Source organism: Planococcus sp. VCh962, assembly GCF_057748275.1.
On record NZ_JBYLHS010000016.1, the window covers coordinates 1 to 19,234 of the forward strand.

The following is a 19,234-nucleotide window of genomic DNA, read 5'->3' on the forward strand; positions in this document are numbered from 1 at the left end:
TGAGCCCGGTGCAATACCGGACGCATGCCAGCCAATTAGCTGCATAACGAAAACTCTAACTTTAAGGGGTCACTACCCTTTTGGGCTTTTCTGATTTTTGAGAGCCAACTTGCTCGTAAATGGGTAGAAGTCGCTCGTATTCAGCCTAAAGTTGCTCATAACCAAATCAAAAGGAGGCGATCAAATGGAACACCGGATTTCCATCATTGATTACGCGGAGCGGGGAAGTTCTCTTTATATTCAAATGGATATATGGGATGCGCAAACAGAGAAAAGATATTGGGAAGAAGTGCGGTTTTTGGGTGATTTGCTTTACGGTGAACTGGTGCATCCTGAAAAGTCGCCTTTATCGGAAAGCTGTCGCAGAGCAGTTATAGCGTATTTAAAAAACCACTTCAATCGCTGAAGTGGTTTTTTAAGTGTTTAAGAGGATGCTTTCCCGACATGGGAAAGGAAAATTTCAATATCCTCTTCTGCCGTATCAAACGAGGTGACTAAACGAACTTCATTAATGGCTGCATTCCATAGAGCAAACGCATAGGTTTTTTGCAGCTCTTCAATCTGAGCTCTTGGCATCGAAGCAAAAATAGCATTCGACTCAACGGGCTGAGTAAGAGTGATACCAGGGAATGTTTGCAGGCCGTCTGCCAGTAAACCAGCCATACGGTTGGCGTGGCTGGCGTTCTCCAGCCATAAATTATCCGTCAGCAAACAATCAAACTGAGTGGCGATAAAGCGCATTTTCGAGCCGAGCTGCATGCCTTGCTTGCGAATGTATTTCAATTCAGAAGCCAGCTCTTTGTTAAGGCAGACAACTGCTTCGCCAATCATCAGGCCGTTTTTGGTGCCGCCAAACGCCAGCATATCGATGCCAGCATCCACTGTCATTTCTGCAAAGCTGCAGCCGAGATGGGCAGCTGCATTACTTAGCCGCGCGCCATCCATATGTACATACAGCCCGTTGGCATGAGCAAAAGAAGTGATTTCTTTAATTTCCTCAATCGTATAAACCGTTCCAAGTTCGGTACATTGTGAAATGGAAACGACTTTTGGCTGGCTTCGCTGCTGGTTGCCAATATGGTGCAATTGTTGTGCGATTTGGTTGACGGTCAGTTTGCCGTTCGCAGAAGGGACAGTCAGCAGTTTTCCGCCGATAAAGCCTTCAGCCGCACCGCCTTCATCAGCATGGATATGTGCACCGTCTGTGCAGATGATGGCCTGATGCGAGCGCACCATTGCTTTTAGCCCGGTGATATTGGCTCCAGTGCCATTGAAAACAAATGCAACTTCACATTCCTGGCCAAAATGTTCTTTGAATTTTTGGCTTGCTGCAGCCGTATAGTGATCATCGCCATAGGCCGGGACATGTCCGTCATTTGCCTGTGCGATTGCTTCCAGAATAACAGGATGGATTCCTGAATTATTGTCGCTTGCGAACATTTTCTTCGTCATTGCATCCGCCTCCCCTTTACAGTTTAAAGCAGATCTTTCACCCAGCATAGTCATGCTAACGATTTTAAATCGGAACATTTAAATATTCAGATAAATCGTGATGCGGGATTCCTTCTATGGTAGCATGAAGAAAATAGGGCGCATTTGAAGCAGCAAGCATACACCACTCAAAGGATGTGTTGAAATGAGATTTGAATCCACTGGAAAAGCACAGAAGTCACTTGGTTTAACTGTATACATGGATGGCTTTGCGGTTGTCAAAGAAGTACGGGAGCTTGTATCGGAATCAACGGTTAATGAAGTGCAGTTTCTGGATATAGCGAAGCGGATTGAACCGGATTCCATTGTTGTCCATGGTCTGGAAGTGCTGGAACAAACCTATGATCACGGACTTGCCGATAGTGGGAAACTGCTTGAATCGTATATCGGCGATGTCGTGACCGTGCGTAATCCCGAGCTGGGAGATGAAACGCAAATCCGGTTATTAAGCACAGTGACTGGTATTATCGGAGAGCGCATTGATACCCTTGAAATCCTTTTAAATCCTACCGGAGACTTGATCCTTCCGCCGCTGCCGGAAGGGTTTAAAATGAAGCCGGCATTGGTTTGGCAAATAATGCCCGGACCGTTAAATCAGGAAGTGCATGTATCGTATGTAATGCAGGGACTGGAATGGAGTGCGAAATATATATTGGAGATTCGGGAGGAGACTTTTGGGCTTGCAGGTTGGGTCAATATCCATAATGAGACAGGCACTGATTTTCAAGGTGCCCGGCTGAAATTGATGGCGGGCCAAGTAAATCGGCATGGTCCAACTCATTTATATGAAGAAGCGCATATGATGCTTCAAAAAAGCATGCCAATCCGGGAATCTTTTGAAGAGCGCCATTTTGCAGACAAGCATGCATATACGCTTGAGAGGGCAGTGGATTTAGTAGATGGACAATCCAAGAGAATCGGCTTTTTATCTGCGAAAAAGGGCTCTTTCAAAAAAGTCTATAAAGTGGGAAAAACAAGCAAGCATGCAAAAGTCAGTGTACAGATAGATAACACCGGAAAGAATGGCCTTGGCGTTCCTTTGCCTAAAGGCATTGTAAAAGTTTATGAACTTGACAGTTACGGGGAGTTGGAATTTACAGGAGAAGACACAATTGGCCATACACCAATTGAAGAACGGTTATCTCTGACCATTGGAGAGGCTTTTGATATTGTCTCGGAGAGCCGGGAAACTGTACGTGAAAAACGCAATGGGATAGAATATGTGACGCACCGTTATGGATTGCGAAACGGCAAGAACGAAAATGTCCGCATCGATATCAGCCATGCCATTTACGAACCATTTTGGAAAATGGAATCGTCTTCCCATGACTACGAAGTCAAGAATACCAGTGAAGTGGAATTTAGCGTGCGAGTTGCTGCAGGTAAGTCGGCTGTGGTCGAATTTACTTATCAGGTGGATGGCCAGACAACTAAGCAATAATAAAGAATGCGGAGCTTTTCTCCGCATTCTTTTTATGCAACCGAATCCACAGGTTATCAATACCCGTGTTCGAAAAACGATTATCCGATAGCATAAGCCAGCACTTCTTCTGCTCCATGAAAATCTCCGGTAGGAGCAAATCCGAAGTTGACATAAAGGCGACGAGCTCGCTGATTCTCTGGATAAACGGTCAGCCGCACTTCCTGGCATTGAGGCGAGTGGGCCGAAATCCAACGGATTATTTCCGTTAATGCGGCTCTGCCATAGCCTTTTCCTTGATGCTTCTTATCAATGAGAAAGCCGTTGATCCAATACATATCGGTTGTTTCTTTTTCGAAAGCATGCATGATGAATCCAACCAGCACTTCGCCGTCATAGATGGCAAATGGAAGGTACTCCACTTGATTCCCGTCCGGTTTAATATAAGGCTTGGCTAAAGAAACTGCCACGGACGGGACAAATGTACTTTGCGCTTTGCTGATTTTCAAATTCAGGCATCCTTCCCAATTATCTCTGGTCACTGGAGTCAATTTTATATCCATTCATCTTCTCCTGCCCTTCTCTATGTCCCTTCTTATTCGTTATTTTATCATTTCAATAATAAAAATCAGAAAATTTTAAAAAATGTCTTGAATAATTTCATTATTTGATTATACTTGCTTTAAGATGATGGTCAGACCATGTGACAACAAAGCGTTTAATAAGAGGCCTGACCAAAAGGAGGAATCTTTTCCGTTAGTCGTCGACTTTATAAAACTAAAAGCAAAAGGGGCGTGTAGAAGAATGAAGCTATTGTCATTTATCACTTCTAAAGGTTTAAGTTACGGGGTCAAAACGGATCAAGGTATTGTAGATATTAAAGCAAGCGCTGAAGCTGCCGGTTTGCCGGTCAGCCAAAATATCCAAGAGTTAATTTCCAAAGGGGAAGCGGGACGGCGAGAGCTTAATGCGGTTCTTTCAGCTTCTGCTGTAATTGTGCCTGAAGGAGAATTCCGATACGCTCCGGCCGTACAAAATCCCGGGAAAATCATTTGTGTGGGAGCCAATTACAAAGCACATGCGGAAGAAGCTAAATTCTCTGTACCGGAATATCCGATTTACTTTGCTAAATTTGCAAATAGTTTGGCCGCTCATGAAGAAGATATCGTGTTGCCTGGGTTTGTCGACCAAGGGGATTACGAAGTGGAATTGGTTGCCGTGATTGGGGAAAAAACTCATAAAGTCACGCAGGAAGAAGCGCTGGCTAAAGTTTATGGTTATGCCACAGGGAACGATTTATCTGCACGTAAACAACAGTTCAGAAGCAATCAATGGATGTTCGGGAAAGCGATTGACGGTTTTGCACCGATCGGGCCTTATTTGGTGACAGCTGAAGAAGTGGCAGACCCACAAAACCTGGCGCTCAGCTGCTGGGTGAACGGAGAATTGAGACAGCACGCCAATACCAAAGACATGATTTTTCCTGTAGCGGAAATCATCAGTGACTTGTCTCAAATCATGACCCTCGAACCTGGAGATGTAATTTATACAGGCACTCCGGAAGGCGTCATTTTAGGGATGGAAGAACCCGTATGGTTGAAGCCTGGAGATGAAATTGTCTGTGAAGTGGAAGGCTTGGGCAGGCTTGAAAACCGGTTGATTGGTGTGAAAAGCAGAGAAGAAAAAGAACAAGCTGTTTCATTGTGAAATCAGAGAGACCTTTCTCTCTGTAATAAATATGTAAGCGCTTACTATAGTTGTGTTGCTGGTCTCGGTGAAAAGTAAAGCATGTGACTAAAATACAAAGGGGTCCTGTAAATGGAAGGTTCAATTTTGTCACTATTGCCGCCAGTCATTACGATCGCTTTAACTATTATTACTAAGAGAATTTTACTGTCCCTAGGAGTGGGGATCATTTTTGGTGCCTTGCTAGCAAACGGTTGGAACGCTGCAGCAAGCGTAAGCGCAATCTTTAGTATTATCGGTATAGTGTTTGCCGAAGGCAATATCTTCGTGTTCATCTTAATTGTGGGGGCAATGAGTGCGCTAATTTATCTGTCAGGGGGAATCCAGGCTTTTTCTGAATGGGCAGTCACGAAAGTGAGAACGCCGTTCCAAGCGAAGCTTGTCACACTTCTGCTAGGGTTTGTCAGCTTTTTTGATGATGCATTCAGCTGTCTGTTCCGGGGAAGTGTCATCAAACCACTGACTGACCAACATAATATCTCGCATTCCAAATTAGCTTACTTACTGCATTCAACTTCAGCTCCTGTCATTATCCTGATGCCGATTTCAGCTTGGGCTGCATTTATCGCAGCTTTGATGGCGACCATTTTTGTGGATAACGGCATTACGCAATATCAGGGTTATGAAGCGTTCCTATTGACGATTCCGGCTAACTATTATGCAATTTCCACCATTTTGCTGGTTTTTGCAGTAGCTTATTTTAACATCAATCTTGGCCAAATGAAGCGGGATGAAAAACGGGCAAAAGAAGAAGGGATCTTATTTGATACTTCAAGAGGCATCGTACCTGGACAAAGCGTAGCAGAACTTCCGGCAAAAGAAGACGGGAACCTCCTTGATTTATTTTTGCCGGTAGGCATTCTGGTGGTGCTGACGATTATCATTGCGGGATGGGGTGGCATTACAAGTGCGGAAGGAGCGCTAACGCCATTAAATGTTTTAATGAACGCAGATGTCATCACGGCTCTGGTTTACAGCGGTTTAGTCGCTTGTGCGGTTTCTGTTATACGCCTGCTGCTTAGAAAAACAGCAGGCAAAGAGGTTGCGAAAGCCGTATTTATCGGTGCAAAATCGGTATTTCCCAGCATCGTCATTCTGTTCATGGCATTGATGACCGCTCAAGTCATCGGGTTGCTGGGCGTGGGGCAATATTTAGCTTCCCTGATTGACGGCAACTTATCCCTTATGTGGCTGCCGGTTATTTTCTTCATCATTTCGGCATTCATGTCATTTTCAATGGGAAGTACGTTCGGAACTTTTGGCTTGATGCTGCCGATCGGTGCTGAAATTGTGGCCATTGTTGATATTGCTTATTTAATCCCAGTTTTCGGTGCAGTTCTGGCAGGCTGTATTTTCGGAGAACATAGTTCACCGTTATCTGATACGACAATCCTTGCAGCCATTGGAGGAGGCGTCCATCCGATTGACCATTTGATGACTCAAATGCCATATGCAATGGTCTCAAGTTTGGTATCAATTATCGGTTATGTCACACTTGGCTTAACCAAGAATCTCTTTATCGGCCTTGCTGCTATGTTGATATCTTTGGCGCTCATAATCTTTGCATTAGTGAAAGCTCGAGAAAAAGCCGGGGTAAGAAGCATTGCACTGGAAGCAGACAAGCCTTAAGCTGTGGTATCCTATTTAAAAATGAAAAGGTGAAACCCATGATGGAACCAATCAAGCGTTTAAATGTCGGAGATAATATTGTGAATCAAATTAAAGATCTTTTCTTGGACGGCAAATTAAAGCCAGGCGATAAATTGCCGCCCGAGAGAGAATTAATGGAGATGTTTGAAGTAGGCAGAACGTCTTTAAGGGAAGCTTTGGCCGTACTCGAATCACAAGGGCTGATTGTACGTTCCCAGAAAGGGACGTTCATCTCACCCAGCTTCAATGATGTTTATTCAGATTCTCTTATTTATCAACTGTACTTTTCAGAAGTCCAATGGGCAGATCTTTTTGAAGCTCGGCGTTTTATCGAAAAAGAATTGGCCGGATTGGCGGCGAAACGGGCTACTCCTGAAAATCTGACCGAAATTAAACAAACAATTGACGACATGAAAAAAGCGATTGCTGAAAATAACGGCACCGAATACGTTTCTTCGAATATGCAATTTCATGAAAAGATTGCTGAAGCTTCCCATAACCGGGTGATGATTGATTTGTACAACTCCATCACGAGCCTCGTATTGCGTGCTCAAACAAAAGCAGCTCTTGTGCCAGGCGTAATGGAAGAATCATTGGATTTTCACCAGAATATCTATGGGGCTATTGTAGCGAAAGACAGTGAAAAAGCACGTATGTTGATGGAGCAGCATATTGAGAGTGTCCATAAATTCTTTGAAAAATCATAGTTTAGACAAACCTCGGAGCATCTTTTCTCTGAGGTTTTTATGCATGTGAAAAATCGCACGTTTTTAAAAGTTTGCGCCGTTTTTCTCGGTTAGCTATGATTGTCTGTGGGGAAGCTTTTTATTCTTTAGGAAGAATGCGAGAATCTGCAATTGACTAATGAATGATTGAACAGGCGGATTGTTTACAAATAAGGCAAGGGAGCCTTTGGCAAATAGGCTGGAAATCTTACACCTTTCAAAAATATGTTTAGTTTTAGGAGAGAATACCATGGAAGTTTTTGAAGAATTTTTAACGCGTATCGACGATCCTCAACATCGGGAGCGAATGGAAGAAGTGTTTACTTGGATACTTAAGAAATTCCCGAATTTAACGCCAGTGATCAAATGGAATCAACCTATGTTTACTGACCACGGCACCTATATTATTGGATTTAGTGCCGCAAAAAAACATATGTCTGTTGCTCCTGAAAAGGTAGCGATGGATCGTTTTTCTAACGAAATTGTTCAGGCTGGTTACGATCACACTAAAGAACTAGTGCGTATCCAGTGGAATCACCCGGTTGATTTCGCATTGCTCGAGAAAATGATTGATTTTAATATTTCGGACAAAGCGGACTGCTCAACTTTTTGGCGGTAATAAAATCGCTGAAAACACAGGCCTGAACTTCAAAGGAAACGCTGGCTTTGGAATCCTGGATTTTTTGACTATTTTATATTTTCCGATGTTGACGAGCCAATTTTTTGATAAACTAATCCATAGAAGAAAAGTAATATTTTCCAATAGGAGGAGTCCATACATATGTTTAAGAAAATAGCGTCAGATGCTTTAGGTTTATCGGATGTAGGGAAAATCATCGATCCTCAGGACTACGACAAAACAGATGCAGACGACTACGTCATGCACGAAGATGAAGAAAAGATTTTTTTCTTAATTAAAACAAAAGCAGACGAATACTGCTTTACCAATCTTGCGCTGATCCATGTAGATGGCGACAGTGCAATGTCCTCTAAACGAACTTTAAAAAGATATCCGTATTCCCAGCATTCCATTTCAGAAGTAGTGATGGAGACAGCAGGGAAAATCGATTTGGATATTGAAATCGGATTTAAGCTAGGCCAGATTCCTTTTAAAATCGACGTTCAGAAAAACCAGATTGAACGGCTGAAAGATCTTTATAAGTCGCTATTGCGCATTGCAGAAATGACGCATGAAAATGCCATCCTCATTTCTATGGCAAACCAAAGCCTTGATAAAGCAGTAACCGTTTTGCAAAATTCACGGCCGAGTGATGTGGCATTAGATGTGCAATACTCGAAATTGACGGATTTCGGCTTTACTTGGATGACTTCAGTACGCAGTCAATACCATGTAAAAGACTTTGGAAATGTTTTCGAAAAATACATTAATAATTAAGTCAACGAGGGTCTTTCATTTCATCCATTGATGGAGTAAAGGCTCTTTTTCAATTTGCTGATCCAATTTTTGGCGGTAAAAATGCCTTCATGTTAAACTAATTTACAGAAAAGACAGTCAATAAGAGAGGGTGGCTGGTTTTCGGATTACATAGCTAATATAAAGGAGCGATGACCATGGCAATAAAAGTAGCAGCAGTTATTGGGAGTGTTAGAGAGGGTTCCATGAATTTAAGACTGGTAGAATTCATGAAAAAGCGCTATGCAGACCGTTTGGATATTGAGCCTGTAACGATAAACAATATTCCTTTGTTTAACCCGGATATTGAAGAAAATGTGCCACAGGAAGTTGTGGATTTTAGAAACAAGATAAAACAAGCAGATGCCGTTCTTTTTGCAGTTCCTGAATACAATTATTCTATTCCAGGCTCATTGAAAAATGCCATCGACTGGCTGTCACGCGGCGGCTTTGTGCTCCGTGAGAAGCCGGCTTTTATCGTCGGTTCTTCAATGGGGGTTCTGGGCAGTGTCCGTGCTCAAATCCATTTGAGAGAAGTGCTGTCCAACCCTTCATTGTCACCGCTGCTTCTTCCAGGCAATGAAGTTTACATTGGGTCAGTCCATGAGAAAATAAATGAAAACAACGAGATTATCGATTCCGGCACTCTTGGGTTCCTGGACCAGGTCGTCGACAACTTTATTAAGTTTTATAACAAAACAATTTAACTGCCAATGATAGAGAGCCCCAATAACTATTGGGGCTCTTTATTTTGTTTATAAATTCTTAATGCAGGTTTTTAAAAAAAGGATTACAATAAGACTTGCTTGTATCGAAGGATAAAGTCCCACACTGTTGTCTATTCTTATAAGCGATTTTTGGGTGAATTGTATCAGGAGGGAAAATAATGTTAAAAGATGTCTTCATCAGCTTGTCACAAAACCAATTTTTAACGAGCGCGGCGAAAAAGTACGGCTTGAAGCTAGGTGCTCAAACCGTCGTTGCTGGAACTAATATTGAACAAACAATCAACAGCATCCGGGAACTGAACGCACAAGGAATCAGCTGCACAGTAGATAACCTTGGAGAATTCGTTTTCGAAAAAGAAGAAGCATTAAAAGCAAAAGAAAATATTCTTGAAGTGATTGAAAGCATCCATGCCAATGGAGTAGATGCGCACGTTTCCTTGAAGCCTACTCAAATCGGATTAGATATCGATTACGATTTCTGCTACGAAAACTTGAGAGAAATCGTAGCTGCTGCCCACAAATACGATATGCATATCAACATTGATATGGAAGATTACGGCCATGTCCAGCCTTCGTATGATTTATTGGAAACGCTTCTGAAAGATTACGACAACGTTGGAACCGTCATTCAAGCTTATTTCTATCGCGCTGAAGATGATATCAAAAAACATAAAGACTTGCGTCTGCGTATTGTAAAAGGAGCTTATAAAGAGCCTGCTGAATACGCCTACCAAACACGTGAAGAAATTGATGCGAATTTTATTGAGTTGATCGAGTATCATTTGTTAAACGGGAAGTTCACTTCAATCGCTACCCATGATCACCATATCATCAACCATGTTATTAAATTTGTAGAAGAAAACAATATTCCACGTGAGAAATTCGAATTCCAGATGCTATATGGTTTCCGTAAAGACATGCAGCTGGACTTAGCAAGACAAGGCTATAATTTCTGCACATACGTGCCTTTCGGAGATGACTGGTATGGCTACTTTATGCGCCGTCTGGCAGAACGCCCGCAAAACTTGAACCTTGTCGCAAAACAAGTATTCAATAAACGCACGAATACAGCGCTTGGCATCTTTGCCGGAGCCTTTGTATTAGGCCGTTTGACGTCAAAAAGCAAAAAAGTGAAATAAGGTCTTCAAAAAGAATGGCTCAGTTAATGAGCTGTTCTTTTTTGTTTCCGCAAGTTTTAATTTGCTGGCTTAGTACAGCCATCATTAAAATGAGTGCTGTTTCTCTAATCAGTTAATTGAATTTTCTTTTATCTTTAAGTATCTTGAAATGGCTTTTTGACGTGCTATAATAAGACCATTCTAATAATATTCACTCATATAATAGCGGAAATATGGTCCGCAAGTTTCTACCGGTTTGCCGTAAACAAACTGACTATGAGAAGCAACGAAATGACAGGGAAGTGCCTTTTGTAGATTGGCATGCTTCTTTTCATTTTCTTTCGAATTTTTAGCTCGAAGGACATTGCTCCGCTCATGGTATGAATGGATGCGCGTTCTGAGGGCTATTTTTTATGCCTTCGGCGTGACGAAAGGAGTGCTGACAGCATGAAAAAATTACAGGAAAAATTACTGACAGAAGGAAAGGTTTTATCGGATTCGGTATTAAAAGTGGATTCGTTTTTGAACCATCAAATCGACCCGGTGCTCATGCAAGCAATAGGAGAAGAATTTGCTTCCAAGTTTGCGACTGAAGGCATCACAAAAATTTTAACGCTCGAGTCTTCGGGAATTGCCCCGGCAATGATGACGGGCCTTGTACTAGGCGTTCCGGTGGTATTTGCCAGAAAACGCAAGTCTCTGACATTGGTCAGTGACCTTTACACTGCAAGTGTGCATTCTTTTACTAAAAATGAAACGAATGACATTTCTGTTTCGAAAGATTACATCAACAGCGATGATGTGGTGTTGATTTTGGATGATTTCCTAGCAAATGGACAAGCAGTCCTTGGCTTGATTGATATTATTGAACAAGCTGATGCATCCCTTAGCGGTGTCGCAATCGTGATTGAAAAAGGCTTCCAAGATGGCGGCAAATTAATCCGGGACCGGGGCGTTCGAGTAGAGTCCCTGGCAATCATCTCTTCTTTGGCCAATGGAAAACCAGAATTCGCTGAGGGGGCTATTGCCAAATGAAAAACGCAGCTTTAGGATTCCAGCATTTGCTGGCAATGTATGCAGGTGCAGTATTGGTGCCGTTAATCGTTGGAGGAGCTCTTGGACTTACGTCAGAACAATTGACTTATTTAGTAGCGATAGATATTCTGCTTTGCGGTGTCGCCACTATTCTGCAGATCGTCAACACCCGCTTTTTTGGAATTGGCTTGCCTGTTGTATTAGGTTGTACGTTTACAGCAGTCGGCCCCATGATTGCCATCGGTGGAGAATACGGAATTTCAGCTATTTACGGTTCGATTCTGGTTTCCGGGTTGATCGTAGTGCTGATCAGCGGATTTTTTGGAAGCCTTGTCCGTTTCTTCCCGCCAGTTGTTACAGGATCTGTCGTAACGATTATCGGGATTACACTGATACCGGTTGCCATTAACAATATGGGCGGCGGCCAAGGGGCGAGCGACTTTGGTTCATTAACCAATATTGGTTTGTCTTTCGGCACATTGCTGTTCATCATTTTAGTTTATAAATTTGCTACGGGGTTTGTAAAAGCCATTTCCATTTTGCTTGGCTTGGCAGCAGGAACAATTGTAGCAACGGTAATGGGAGTCGTTGATTTTACTGCCATCGGTGAAGCATCTTATTTCCATATGGTAGAACCTTTTTATTTTGGTGCACCAACGTTTGAATGGTCTGCCATCATTACGATGACGCTGGTTGCTTTAGTTTCTTTAGTTGAATCGACTGGTACCTATTTTGCGTTGAGTGATATCACTGGAAAGAAACTGTCGGAGAAGGACCTGTCAAAAGGATATCGTGCAGAAGGACTTGCCATTATTCTTGGAGGAATTTTCAATTCTTTCCCATACACCACTTTCTCGCAAAACGTCGGACTCATCCAAATGTCTGGTGTCAAATCAAGAAAAGTTATTTTGATTACAGGATTAATGCTGATCGCTCTTGGTTTCTTGCCGAAAGTTGCAGCTGCTACTACCATTATTCCAACAGCTGTTCTCGGTGGAGCCATGATTGCTATGTTTGGGATGGTTATTTCACAAGGCATTAAAATGCTCAGCAAAGTCATTACGGAGTCACAGGAAAATTCAATGATTATTGCTTGCTCGGTTGGAATCGGCCTTGGTGTTACAGTGGTACCTGAAATTTTTGCCCAACTGCCTGGAAGCCTTCAAATTTTGACAAGCAATGGGATTGTGGCAGGAAGCGTTACCGCAATCGTGCTGAACATTCTCTTCCACATGCTTCCTTCGAAAAGAAAAGCAAAAGCTGCAGTTCCGGTGCAAAAAAGCGCTGCTTTAAACCATAGTTCGATATGATAAAAAACGAGCCGCTTGCTTCATGCAAGCGGCTCGTTTTTTATTGGTCAATTACTGTTAATGAATAGGAAATCCAGGGCTTTTGCTAAAGTTTCCTGAGCTTCCAGCGTATCCAGAGCATATTGGAATTCGTGCTTCAGCTCTTTGTCCGTGCCATTGAAAAATACACTCGTCACGGCAATGCCCTTGGTTTCAAGTGTTTCGGCAAATTTAACCGATTGCGATACAAGCGGATCAGCATCGCCAGCCGTGATAAACACCGGCGGATAAGCGGAAGTGATTTGCTTCACTGTTGATAATTGATCAATGTCCTCAAACTTTTCGAAAGGCTCGATTCCGGTATAAGTATTTAAAAACCCGTCAATATTGGGAAATTTTGTTGCCCGTACGGTTTCCATATTGAATAACCCACAAAAAAGGAGGGCTCCCTGGAGTTGCGCTGCGTGAACAGCGGGAACAATCTGCATGGCTTTGGCTAAGTCATTATTTGAAATGACGGCCGCAACTTGGCTTGATATCTGAGCTCCGGCTGAGTCGCCGCCGATAAAGATTTTACCCATATCGCCTCCGTATTTCGAAGCGTGCAATTGCAAATAATTGAGGGCTTCATTTGCCTGGATGATTGGGCCTGGATATTTCTGTCCAGGTGCCAATGCATAATCGATATTCGCAACGACATAACCGGCATGTGCTAAAGCCATACCATATTCTTGCCGGCTGTCTTTTGAACCGCCGACATAGCCTCCGCCGTGAATCCATAAAATGACGGGGAGGTTTTGTCCTCCATTTTTTGGATAATAGATATCCAGCAGGCTATCTTTTTTGTCGCTATATACCAGATTTTTAACTACCTGAACTTCGCGGTGAATGTCTTCCAGGTTGAACAAGGTTGCTTCAGAGCGTTGCTTAGAGGCAGAAGCATCAAAAGATGCGGCAATTTGTTCCGCTATAATGATTACGGTTAAAAGTGCAATAAAAGAAAGGAAGATTTTCCACTTTTTTTGCGCATTAAGTTTCTTTATGACTGTCATGGCAGGCATCCTTTAGCAATAAATTTTGGATAGAACAATAGCTATATGTTATCGAGTGAGAACAGTAAAAAGATAGGCGCTAAATACCTATATGGGGCGAAAGAAGAATATTTATTTTACCTTGCAGATGGTTTGACTACTCTAAAAAGGGTATTTATAGGGTTGAAGCTTTTTATGGGGATGTGAAGTTGAATGTTCGGTCTAGCAGATTTTTTGTCATTAATTGTCTCTGCATTTATTATTTTGCCAGTAGTAGTATTTCTGCGTGAAAGTGGTTATTTGCTTGTCAGTGCAATATTTGGTGTTAATAATCCAAGACTGACAATTGGTTCAGGCCCCCGACTTGTTAAACTAGGAATGTTTGATATTAGAAAATATTACCATTTATATAGTTGGTATTCTTACGATTCTTTAAAGAGGGAGAGCAAGTTTGTCTACGTCTCCATTTATGCCGGTCCCATTCTGGTCAACCTTGTGCTGGCATTGATCATCAACGCCCTCATAGCAAATGGCTATTTTGAAGAATATAAAACGTTTTGGGACCGGTTTGTTTTTTATGCTTTTTATTATGTATTATTTGATATAGTGCCTATGAAGACAGCGAATGGCAAACCCAATAATGGATTTATTATTTATGAAATGCTGCGCTACGGCCGCCGGGTTGACTACAATCAGGAGCCCTTCATCCCGTCGACAACAGAGGTAGAAGAAGAGTACCAGGAAGAAATGAAGAAAATAGAAGAAATGAAAGAACAACAAAAAGAACAAATTGAAGAGCAGAAAGAACAAGAAAAGGAAGGATTAAAAGAGCACCAAAAAGAACAAGTTGAAGAAAAGAAAGAACAGGAAAAGAAAGAAGTGAAAGAGGAGAAAGAACGGGAAAAGAAAGAAGTGAAAGAGGAGAAAGAACAGGAAAAGAAAGAAGTGAAAGAGCAGAAATTACAGGAGCAAAATAACGAGAAAGAAGAGCGATAAAAGAAAGGATATTGGGAATAACATTCATTGTATCTAATTCGAAGTAATTGGATGGTACGATATAAAGTAGACTATTTGAATTGGAGGAAATGCAGTATGGCGAAAAGTTCAAAAGGGATTCACCACATTACGGCAATTGTAGGGAATCCCCAGGAAAATGTAGATTTCTATGCCGGGGTACTGGGGTTGCGGCTTGTAAAAAAGACCATCAATTTTGACGATCCAGGCACCTATCATCTCTATTTTGGCAATCAAGCCGGTGAGCCAGGGACAATTATCACCTTTTTTCCTTGGGACAACGCGTATAAAGGCAGAATTGGCGATGGCCAAGTCGGCGTGACTTCTTTTGTTGTCCCTGCCGGCGCTTTGCAGTTTTGGGAACAGCGATTATCGAAGTTTGGTGTATCTTATGAAAAAACAGAGCGTTTCGGGGAGCAGTACCTAACTTTTAATGATCCGCATGGTCTGCAGTTGGAACTGGTAGCGAGGGAAGCGGGGCAACCGAGTGCTTGGCATTTTAGTGAAATGGGTCCTGAAACTTCCATTAAAGGGTTTGGGGGAGCGACGTTGCTTACTGCCTATGCCGAAAAGACAACGGAATTATTGGAAACAGGCTTAGGGTTGGAGAGAATCGGCGAAGAAGACGATTTGATGCGTTTTCACGCTTCTGCAGACCTTGGAAATGTGATTGATGTAAAACTGACTCCTGTCGGCAGAGGACAAATGGGAGTTGGCACTGTCCATCATATCGCCTGGCGGGCAGAAGATGATAAAGACCAACTGGACTGGAAACGCCATATTGAAGACTTTGGCTTGCAGGTAACGCCTGTGCAAGATCGCAATTATTTTAACGCAATTTACTTCCGGGAATATGGCGATTTATTATTTGAAATTGCGACGGATCCACCTGGTTTTGCTGTCGATGAAGCACCTGAGGCTCTGGGAGAAGGATTAATGCTGCCGAAACAGTATGAACATTACCGGGGGCGGCTGAATGATGATTTGCTGCCGATTACCGTCAGAGAATTGGATTGAAATAAACGAAAAAGAGCGTCCTTTGGAAGAATAACTTCCCTTGGACGCTCTTTTTCTAGAACCTTTACTTGGATACAAGACTCTTTAATGCCAAATTGATGTTTTGCGGCCGCTCAGCCAGACGGCGCATATAATAGCCGTACCAGTCCTGGCCGAATGGAACATAGGTCGTGAACGCATAACCTTCTTCTGCGAGCTCTTTTTGCATATCGGAGCGGAAACCGTACAGCATCTGGAATTCAAAACGCTCGCGCGGAATGCTGTTTTCTTTAGCAAACTTCTTGACCGCATTGATGATGTGATGGTCATGAGTTGCGATAGAAGTGAATGCCGGCTGCTGCAACCGAATCTTGATCAACTTCAAGTAATTTTTGTCGATATCTTGTTTGCTTTGGTATGAAACTTCGGAAATTTCTTTATATGCTCCTTTGACAAGGCGCAGTCTCACATTCTGTAAGCTTTCCAAGTCTTTTTCGGAACGGTAAAGGTAAGACTGAATTACAGTGCCGACATTGTCGTAGTCCTTCAGAAGCGCATGGAGAATATCAAGGGTCTGTTGCAAGTGGCTATAATCTTCCATATCGATATTGATGAAAATCGCATAGTTTGCAGCTGCCGCTACAATTTCCTGCATATTTTCTAAGCAGAATTTATAATCGACATCCAATCCGACTTGTGTCAGTTTGATTGACATATGCGCTGTCACACCATGCTGTTGAATCGCTTCCAATGTTTCCAGGATATTTGCTTTTGCCTCTAATGCTTCTTCTTTGCTGTAGACAAATTCACCGAGATTATCAATTGTGGCTCCGATGCCATTGGCGTTCAGTTCTTTTACGGATTTCATCATGCTGTTAATGTCCGTTCCAGCGACTACTTTACTGGCACCTAATTTTAAGCCCCATTTTTTTGCCCCATTATTCAATAATTGATTCTTAGATAAAGCAATAAAAAAATCTCGCGTTAAACTCACTGTTTTTCCTCCTATGCTAATGAAAACGTATTCAAGGCAGCCCTTAAATTATGTGAAAGACGGTATATTTCATCCAAGCTTATTTACTAAGCATAAATTATCTACAATAAAATCCATTAAAACAATTAAAAAAGGAACTTCATTCATTCCTGATTCTTATTATAATCGATAGTTTAAATTCCTCCTAACGTTATATAGCAAGGGGGTTGGCAAATAGATTTAAATAGCAAAGAAACTTTATAGGATTTAAGCTTTTGAATAAAGTAAGTGGATTAATGTAAAAAAACTGACGCTGCCTGTAAAAGTCCGGTTGGTTCAATTAAAAAGCAGCCGGATGAAGAGCACCTACTGGCTGAACTTCCATTATTGTCTTACGTCCAAACGGAAAGAATATTCCGGAAAAACAGCTTGTAACTGGAGTGGTCAATCAATAAGCCAGAGGTATTGGATTCGATTTTAGAAAGGTTGGGAAATGAATTGCATAAGTCTAAACATTTGGCTCTGAAATACAAAGGAACGGCAAAGAGTGCCCTTTCCTTTGTATTCTTCAGCGCTTGTCGGGGCTGAGCAAGCCACCTCCGCTTTTCTTTGTCTAGCTGCAGCGCTCAGCCCCTCGGGGTCTTAAGTCAACCCACTACGGAAATCAGGATTTCCTGCGTGTTCTGTCTTAAGCCTGTCGGGGCGGGACAGGCGCTTCCGCTTTTCAAGGTTGAGGGGCGTGGATTTCCCATGACAGCTTTAACGCATCTGCCAAGTATTCGGCAGCTTCTTCTGCTTCGAAATGATCTATTTGGAACTTTGAATGGTTCAGTGAATAAATGGATTGCCGTTCAAGAAAAAGCTGTTTGATGTCATCGATAGAGCGGCCTTGCAGCAATGGGCGGTTGCCGGAAAGAATATGGATTCTTTCTTTCCATGAATCCCAGGAAATATCCAGAAACAGTACAATGCAATTTGCCAGGCACATCGCTTGTATTTCTTTTTGTAAGAAAGCGCCGCCTCCCACAGAAATGATGTAAAGTGGCTGATGGCTGTAATACTCGATTAATTCTTTCTCTTTCTTACGGAAGGCTTTTTCACCGTATGTCTCGAATATTAAAGGAATCGGCATCGCAAATTCTTTTTCGATTTCTGCATCGATATCGACAAAATTTCGATAAAGCTTTTGCGCAAGCAGCTTTCCTACAGTCGTTTTTCCAACTCCCATAAAGCCGATGCATACAATGCTTTTTTCACGAATTGACAATCCAAAATTTCTCACTGACAACCACTCGTTTCTTTGTAATTAGTAAATGGACCTGCTATGTTCATAACCCTTACTTTACACTAGCTTGTATAAAAATTCATTTATTTTTCAAAAAATTAAGGAGGAAGTTTATGGCTAATATACATTTGCTTACGGGTTCTTACTCGTCTTCGCATGAACAAGGAATCAAGCTTTGGGAATTTAATCCTTTGGAAGCGACATGCATAGAAAAATCGGGAATTGAAGGCATTGAACGCCCATCTTTTATTGCGGTGCATCCAAATGGAGTTAATTTTATTGCAACAAGCGAAGTAGAAGATGGGGAACTGGTTTCTTATCAGTTGGATTTGGCAAATAACCAACTAATAGAAATTAATCGACAAACGGCTAATGGAGCTCATCCGTCGCATGTCTGTATTGATGCATCAGGGCACTGGCTGCTAGCCACCAATTATTCAGGCGGCAATGTGAATGTTTATCGTATTTTGGAAGATGGTTCAATTGGGGAGAGAACGGATTCGGTAAGGCATGAGGGCAGTGGTCCAAATAAGGAAAGGCAGGATGCCCCTCATCCACATTCCGTTTTTCAGAAACCGGGAAGCAATGATTTTTTCGTTTCTGACCTTGGAGCGGACATGATTTCCATTTATGGATTAGATAGAGAAACAGGAAAGCTGGAACTAAAGAAATCTGTTCTGACTACTCCGGGATCTGGACCGCGCCATCTGGCTTTTCATCATGAGTTGGCTGTTGTTTATTCACTTGAGGAGTTGAGTTCAACTCTATCCGTATATGAAATAGGTGGGGAAGATGTTCTGAAATTTGTACAAGTGGTTGAATTGATACCGGAGCAGTTTACTGGAACAAATACGAGTGCAGAAGTGGCAGTGTCTGAAGATGGACAGTATCTTTACGCCTCTAATCGTGGCCATGACAGCATCACTGTTTTTTCCATTCAAGAAAACGGAGTATTGCAACTCGAAGATTATGCCACTGCAGGAGGCGCAGGACCGCGCCACTTTACCCTTATTCCCGGCCACCAATGGCTGGCCGTAGCGAACGAAGATTCGGATTCGATAAATGTCTTGAAAATTGGCGCATCTGGAATTCCAGAAGAGATTAGCGAGCCGGTTTATACCAACACGCCGGTATGCATAAAAGTGATTGGATAAAGAAAAAGCAGGCAGAGAAAACTCTGCCTGCTTTTTCTAGGCTGTTGAGAAACTTGTATGTTCTTCTATCATTTCGCTCCAGGACGGACGCTTTTCGCGGGGTGCGGCCCTGAGCCTCCTCGCTCGCTGGTAAAAACCTTGTGCTCCTGCATCGCTACGCTAGCT

Annotated in this window: 19 protein-coding genes and 1 riboswitch; of the genes, 14 read left to right on the forward strand and 5 right to left on the reverse strand. The window is 42.4% G+C overall.

The window, feature by feature from the left end; genetic code table 11:
- Nucleotides 1-184 precede the first annotated feature (184 nt).
- Nucleotides 185-406 (forward strand): hypothetical protein, encoded by a 222-nt coding sequence (locus AC3AQ9_RS20140; RefSeq protein ID WP_488309259.1) that lies wholly within the window; start codon nt 185-187, stop codon nt 404-406.
- 17 nt (nt 407-423) lie between these two features.
- Here the strand turns inward: AC3AQ9_RS20140 and AC3AQ9_RS20145 are convergent, their stop codons facing one another.
- The gene (locus AC3AQ9_RS20145) at nt 424-1,452 is read right to left on the reverse strand and encodes a threonine aldolase family protein (protein ID WP_488309260.1); all 1,029 of its coding nucleotides are present in this window, start codon (nt 1,450-1,452) and stop codon (nt 424-426) included.
- Nucleotides 1,453-1,636: 184 nt separating this feature from the next.
- On the opposite strand from AC3AQ9_RS20145, the gene AC3AQ9_RS20150 reads away from it, so the two are divergent.
- Nucleotides 1,637-2,932, forward strand: a complete 1,296-nt coding sequence (locus tag AC3AQ9_RS20150) for a DUF4139 domain-containing protein (RefSeq protein ID WP_488309261.1) — start codon at nt 1,637-1,639, stop codon at nt 2,930-2,932.
- A gap of 80 nt (nt 2,933-3,012) precedes the next feature.
- Here AC3AQ9_RS20150 and AC3AQ9_RS20155 read toward each other — a convergent pair whose 3' ends face one another.
- Nucleotides 3,013-3,474 carry a GNAT family N-acetyltransferase gene (locus AC3AQ9_RS20155; protein ID WP_488309262.1) on the reverse strand — a complete coding sequence of 154 codons (462 nt, stop codon included), beginning with the start codon at nt 3,472-3,474 and terminating at the stop codon, nt 3,013-3,015.
- A 241-nt stretch (nt 3,475-3,715) separates the two neighbouring features.
- Here AC3AQ9_RS20155 and AC3AQ9_RS20160 point away from each other — a divergent pair, with 241 nt between their 5' ends.
- The 9 genes from AC3AQ9_RS20160 (at nt 3,716) to AC3AQ9_RS20200 (ending at nt 12,637) form a co-directional block, all read left to right on the forward strand.
- Entirely contained in the window at nt 3,716-4,618 is a 903-nt protein-coding gene (locus tag AC3AQ9_RS20160; protein ID WP_488309263.1) for a fumarylacetoacetate hydrolase family protein, read from the forward strand.
- Between the two features lie 111 nt (nt 4,619-4,729).
- Nucleotides 4,730-6,286: a Na+/H+ antiporter NhaC family protein gene (locus tag AC3AQ9_RS20165; RefSeq protein WP_488309264.1), complete on the forward strand. Its 1,557-nt coding sequence runs from the start codon at nt 4,730-4,732 to the stop codon at nt 6,284-6,286.
- Nucleotides 6,287-6,327: 41 nt separating this feature from the next.
- Complete coding sequence (locus tag AC3AQ9_RS20170; RefSeq protein WP_488309265.1) at nt 6,328-7,014, forward strand: FadR/GntR family transcriptional regulator; 687 nt, start codon at nt 6,328-6,330, stop codon at nt 7,012-7,014.
- Between the two features lie 268 nt (nt 7,015-7,282).
- Complete coding sequence (locus AC3AQ9_RS20175; RefSeq protein ID WP_488309266.1) at nt 7,283-7,651, forward strand: iron chaperone; 369 nt, start codon at nt 7,283-7,285, stop codon at nt 7,649-7,651.
- Between the two features lie 162 nt (nt 7,652-7,813).
- The gene (locus AC3AQ9_RS20180; protein ID WP_488309267.1) at nt 7,814-8,428 is read left to right on the forward strand and encodes a PH domain-containing protein; all 615 of its coding nucleotides are present in this window, start codon (nt 7,814-7,816) and stop codon (nt 8,426-8,428) included.
- Nucleotides 8,429-8,604: 176 nt separating this feature from the next.
- On the forward strand, nt 8,605-9,153 hold the full coding sequence (locus AC3AQ9_RS20185; protein ID WP_488309268.1) for an NADPH-dependent FMN reductase: 549 nt from the start codon (nt 8,605-8,607) through the stop codon (nt 9,151-9,153).
- 179 nt (nt 9,154-9,332) lie between these two features.
- Entirely contained in the window at nt 9,333-10,313 is a 981-nt protein-coding gene (locus AC3AQ9_RS20190) for a proline dehydrogenase family protein (protein WP_488309269.1), read from the forward strand.
- Nucleotides 10,314-10,487: 174 nt separating this feature from the next.
- Nucleotides 10,488-10,589: riboswitch (purine riboswitch) on the forward strand.
- Nucleotides 10,590-10,739: 150 nt separating this feature from the next.
- Entirely contained in the window at nt 10,740-11,327 is a 588-nt protein-coding gene (locus AC3AQ9_RS20195) for a xanthine phosphoribosyltransferase (RefSeq protein ID WP_488309270.1), read from the forward strand.
- Nucleotides 11,324-12,637, forward strand: coding sequence for a nucleobase:cation symporter-2 family protein (locus AC3AQ9_RS20200; RefSeq protein WP_488309271.1), 1,314 nt, complete (start codon nt 11,324-11,326; stop codon nt 12,635-12,637). Before AC3AQ9_RS20195 ends, AC3AQ9_RS20200 begins: the two co-directional genes overlap by 4 nt.
- Before the next feature lie 47 nt (nt 12,638-12,684).
- Here AC3AQ9_RS20200 and AC3AQ9_RS20205 read toward each other — a convergent pair whose 3' ends face one another.
- On the reverse strand, nt 12,685-13,668 hold the full coding sequence (locus AC3AQ9_RS20205) for an alpha/beta hydrolase (RefSeq protein ID WP_488309272.1): 984 nt from the start codon (nt 13,666-13,668) through the stop codon (nt 12,685-12,687).
- A 192-nt stretch (nt 13,669-13,860) separates the two neighbouring features.
- Between AC3AQ9_RS20205 and AC3AQ9_RS20210 the strand changes: the two genes are divergently transcribed.
- Together AC3AQ9_RS20210 and AC3AQ9_RS20215 are read left to right on the forward strand one after the other, a co-directional pair.
- Nucleotides 13,861-14,643, forward strand: a complete 783-nt coding sequence (locus AC3AQ9_RS20210) for a hypothetical protein (RefSeq protein ID WP_488309273.1) — start codon at nt 13,861-13,863, stop codon at nt 14,641-14,643.
- Nucleotides 14,644-14,739: 96 nt separating this feature from the next.
- Complete coding sequence (locus AC3AQ9_RS20215; RefSeq protein WP_488309274.1) at nt 14,740-15,678, forward strand: ring-cleaving dioxygenase; 939 nt, start codon at nt 14,740-14,742, stop codon at nt 15,676-15,678.
- Nucleotides 15,679-15,742: 64 nt separating this feature from the next.
- Here AC3AQ9_RS20215 and AC3AQ9_RS20220 read toward each other — a convergent pair whose 3' ends face one another.
- Both AC3AQ9_RS20220 and AC3AQ9_RS20225 read right to left on the reverse strand, forming a co-directional pair.
- Complete coding sequence (locus AC3AQ9_RS20220; protein WP_488309275.1) at nt 15,743-16,651, reverse strand: proline dehydrogenase family protein; 909 nt, start codon at nt 16,649-16,651, stop codon at nt 15,743-15,745.
- A 703-nt stretch (nt 16,652-17,354) separates the two neighbouring features.
- Nucleotides 17,355-17,912 (reverse strand): shikimate kinase, encoded by a 558-nt coding sequence (locus tag AC3AQ9_RS20225; RefSeq protein ID WP_488309276.1) that lies wholly within the window; start codon nt 17,910-17,912, stop codon nt 17,355-17,357.
- Between the two features lie 116 nt (nt 17,913-18,028).
- Here AC3AQ9_RS20225 and AC3AQ9_RS20230 point away from each other — a divergent pair, with 116 nt between their 5' ends.
- A complete protein-coding gene (locus tag AC3AQ9_RS20230) occupies nt 18,029-19,069 on the forward strand; it encodes a lactonase family protein (RefSeq protein ID WP_488309277.1) in 1,041 nt (346 codons plus the stop codon).
- The last annotated feature ends 165 nt before the right edge of the window (nt 19,070-19,234 follow it).

What these genes read in the sequence shown, in the direction of transcription:
- AC3AQ9_RS20140 (WP_488309259.1), top strand. Translation starts at nt 185, where the DNA reads ATGGAACACCGGATTTCCATCATTGATTACGCGGAGCGGGGAAGTTCT.
- AC3AQ9_RS20145 (WP_488309260.1), bottom strand. Translation starts at nt 1,452, where the DNA reads ATGACGAAGAAAATGTTCGCAAGCGACAATAATTCAGGAATCCATCCT.
- AC3AQ9_RS20150 (WP_488309261.1), top strand. Translation starts at nt 1,637, where the DNA reads ATGAGATTTGAATCCACTGGAAAAGCACAGAAGTCACTTGGTTTAACT.
- AC3AQ9_RS20155 (WP_488309262.1), bottom strand. Translation starts at nt 3,474, where the DNA reads ATGGATATAAAATTGACTCCAGTGACCAGAGATAATTGGGAAGGATGC.
- AC3AQ9_RS20160 (WP_488309263.1), top strand. Translation starts at nt 3,716, where the DNA reads ATGAAGCTATTGTCATTTATCACTTCTAAAGGTTTAAGTTACGGGGTC.
- AC3AQ9_RS20165 (WP_488309264.1), top strand. Translation starts at nt 4,730, where the DNA reads ATGGAAGGTTCAATTTTGTCACTATTGCCGCCAGTCATTACGATCGCT.
- AC3AQ9_RS20170 (WP_488309265.1), top strand. Translation starts at nt 6,328, where the DNA reads ATGGAACCAATCAAGCGTTTAAATGTCGGAGATAATATTGTGAATCAA.
- AC3AQ9_RS20175 (WP_488309266.1), top strand. Translation starts at nt 7,283, where the DNA reads ATGGAAGTTTTTGAAGAATTTTTAACGCGTATCGACGATCCTCAACAT.
- AC3AQ9_RS20180 (WP_488309267.1), top strand. Translation starts at nt 7,814, where the DNA reads ATGTTTAAGAAAATAGCGTCAGATGCTTTAGGTTTATCGGATGTAGGG.
- AC3AQ9_RS20185 (WP_488309268.1), top strand. Translation starts at nt 8,605, where the DNA reads ATGGCAATAAAAGTAGCAGCAGTTATTGGGAGTGTTAGAGAGGGTTCC.
- AC3AQ9_RS20190 (WP_488309269.1), top strand. Translation starts at nt 9,333, where the DNA reads ATGTTAAAAGATGTCTTCATCAGCTTGTCACAAAACCAATTTTTAACG.
- AC3AQ9_RS20195 (WP_488309270.1), top strand. Translation starts at nt 10,740, where the DNA reads ATGAAAAAATTACAGGAAAAATTACTGACAGAAGGAAAGGTTTTATCG.
- AC3AQ9_RS20200 (WP_488309271.1), top strand. Translation starts at nt 11,324, where the DNA reads ATGAAAAACGCAGCTTTAGGATTCCAGCATTTGCTGGCAATGTATGCA.
- AC3AQ9_RS20205 (WP_488309272.1), bottom strand. Translation starts at nt 13,668, where the DNA reads ATGACAGTCATAAAGAAACTTAATGCGCAAAAAAAGTGGAAAATCTTC.
- AC3AQ9_RS20210 (WP_488309273.1), top strand. Translation starts at nt 13,861, where the DNA reads ATGTTCGGTCTAGCAGATTTTTTGTCATTAATTGTCTCTGCATTTATT.
- AC3AQ9_RS20215 (WP_488309274.1), top strand. Translation starts at nt 14,740, where the DNA reads ATGGCGAAAAGTTCAAAAGGGATTCACCACATTACGGCAATTGTAGGG.
- AC3AQ9_RS20230 (WP_488309277.1), top strand. Translation starts at nt 18,029, where the DNA reads ATGGCTAATATACATTTGCTTACGGGTTCTTACTCGTCTTCGCATGAA.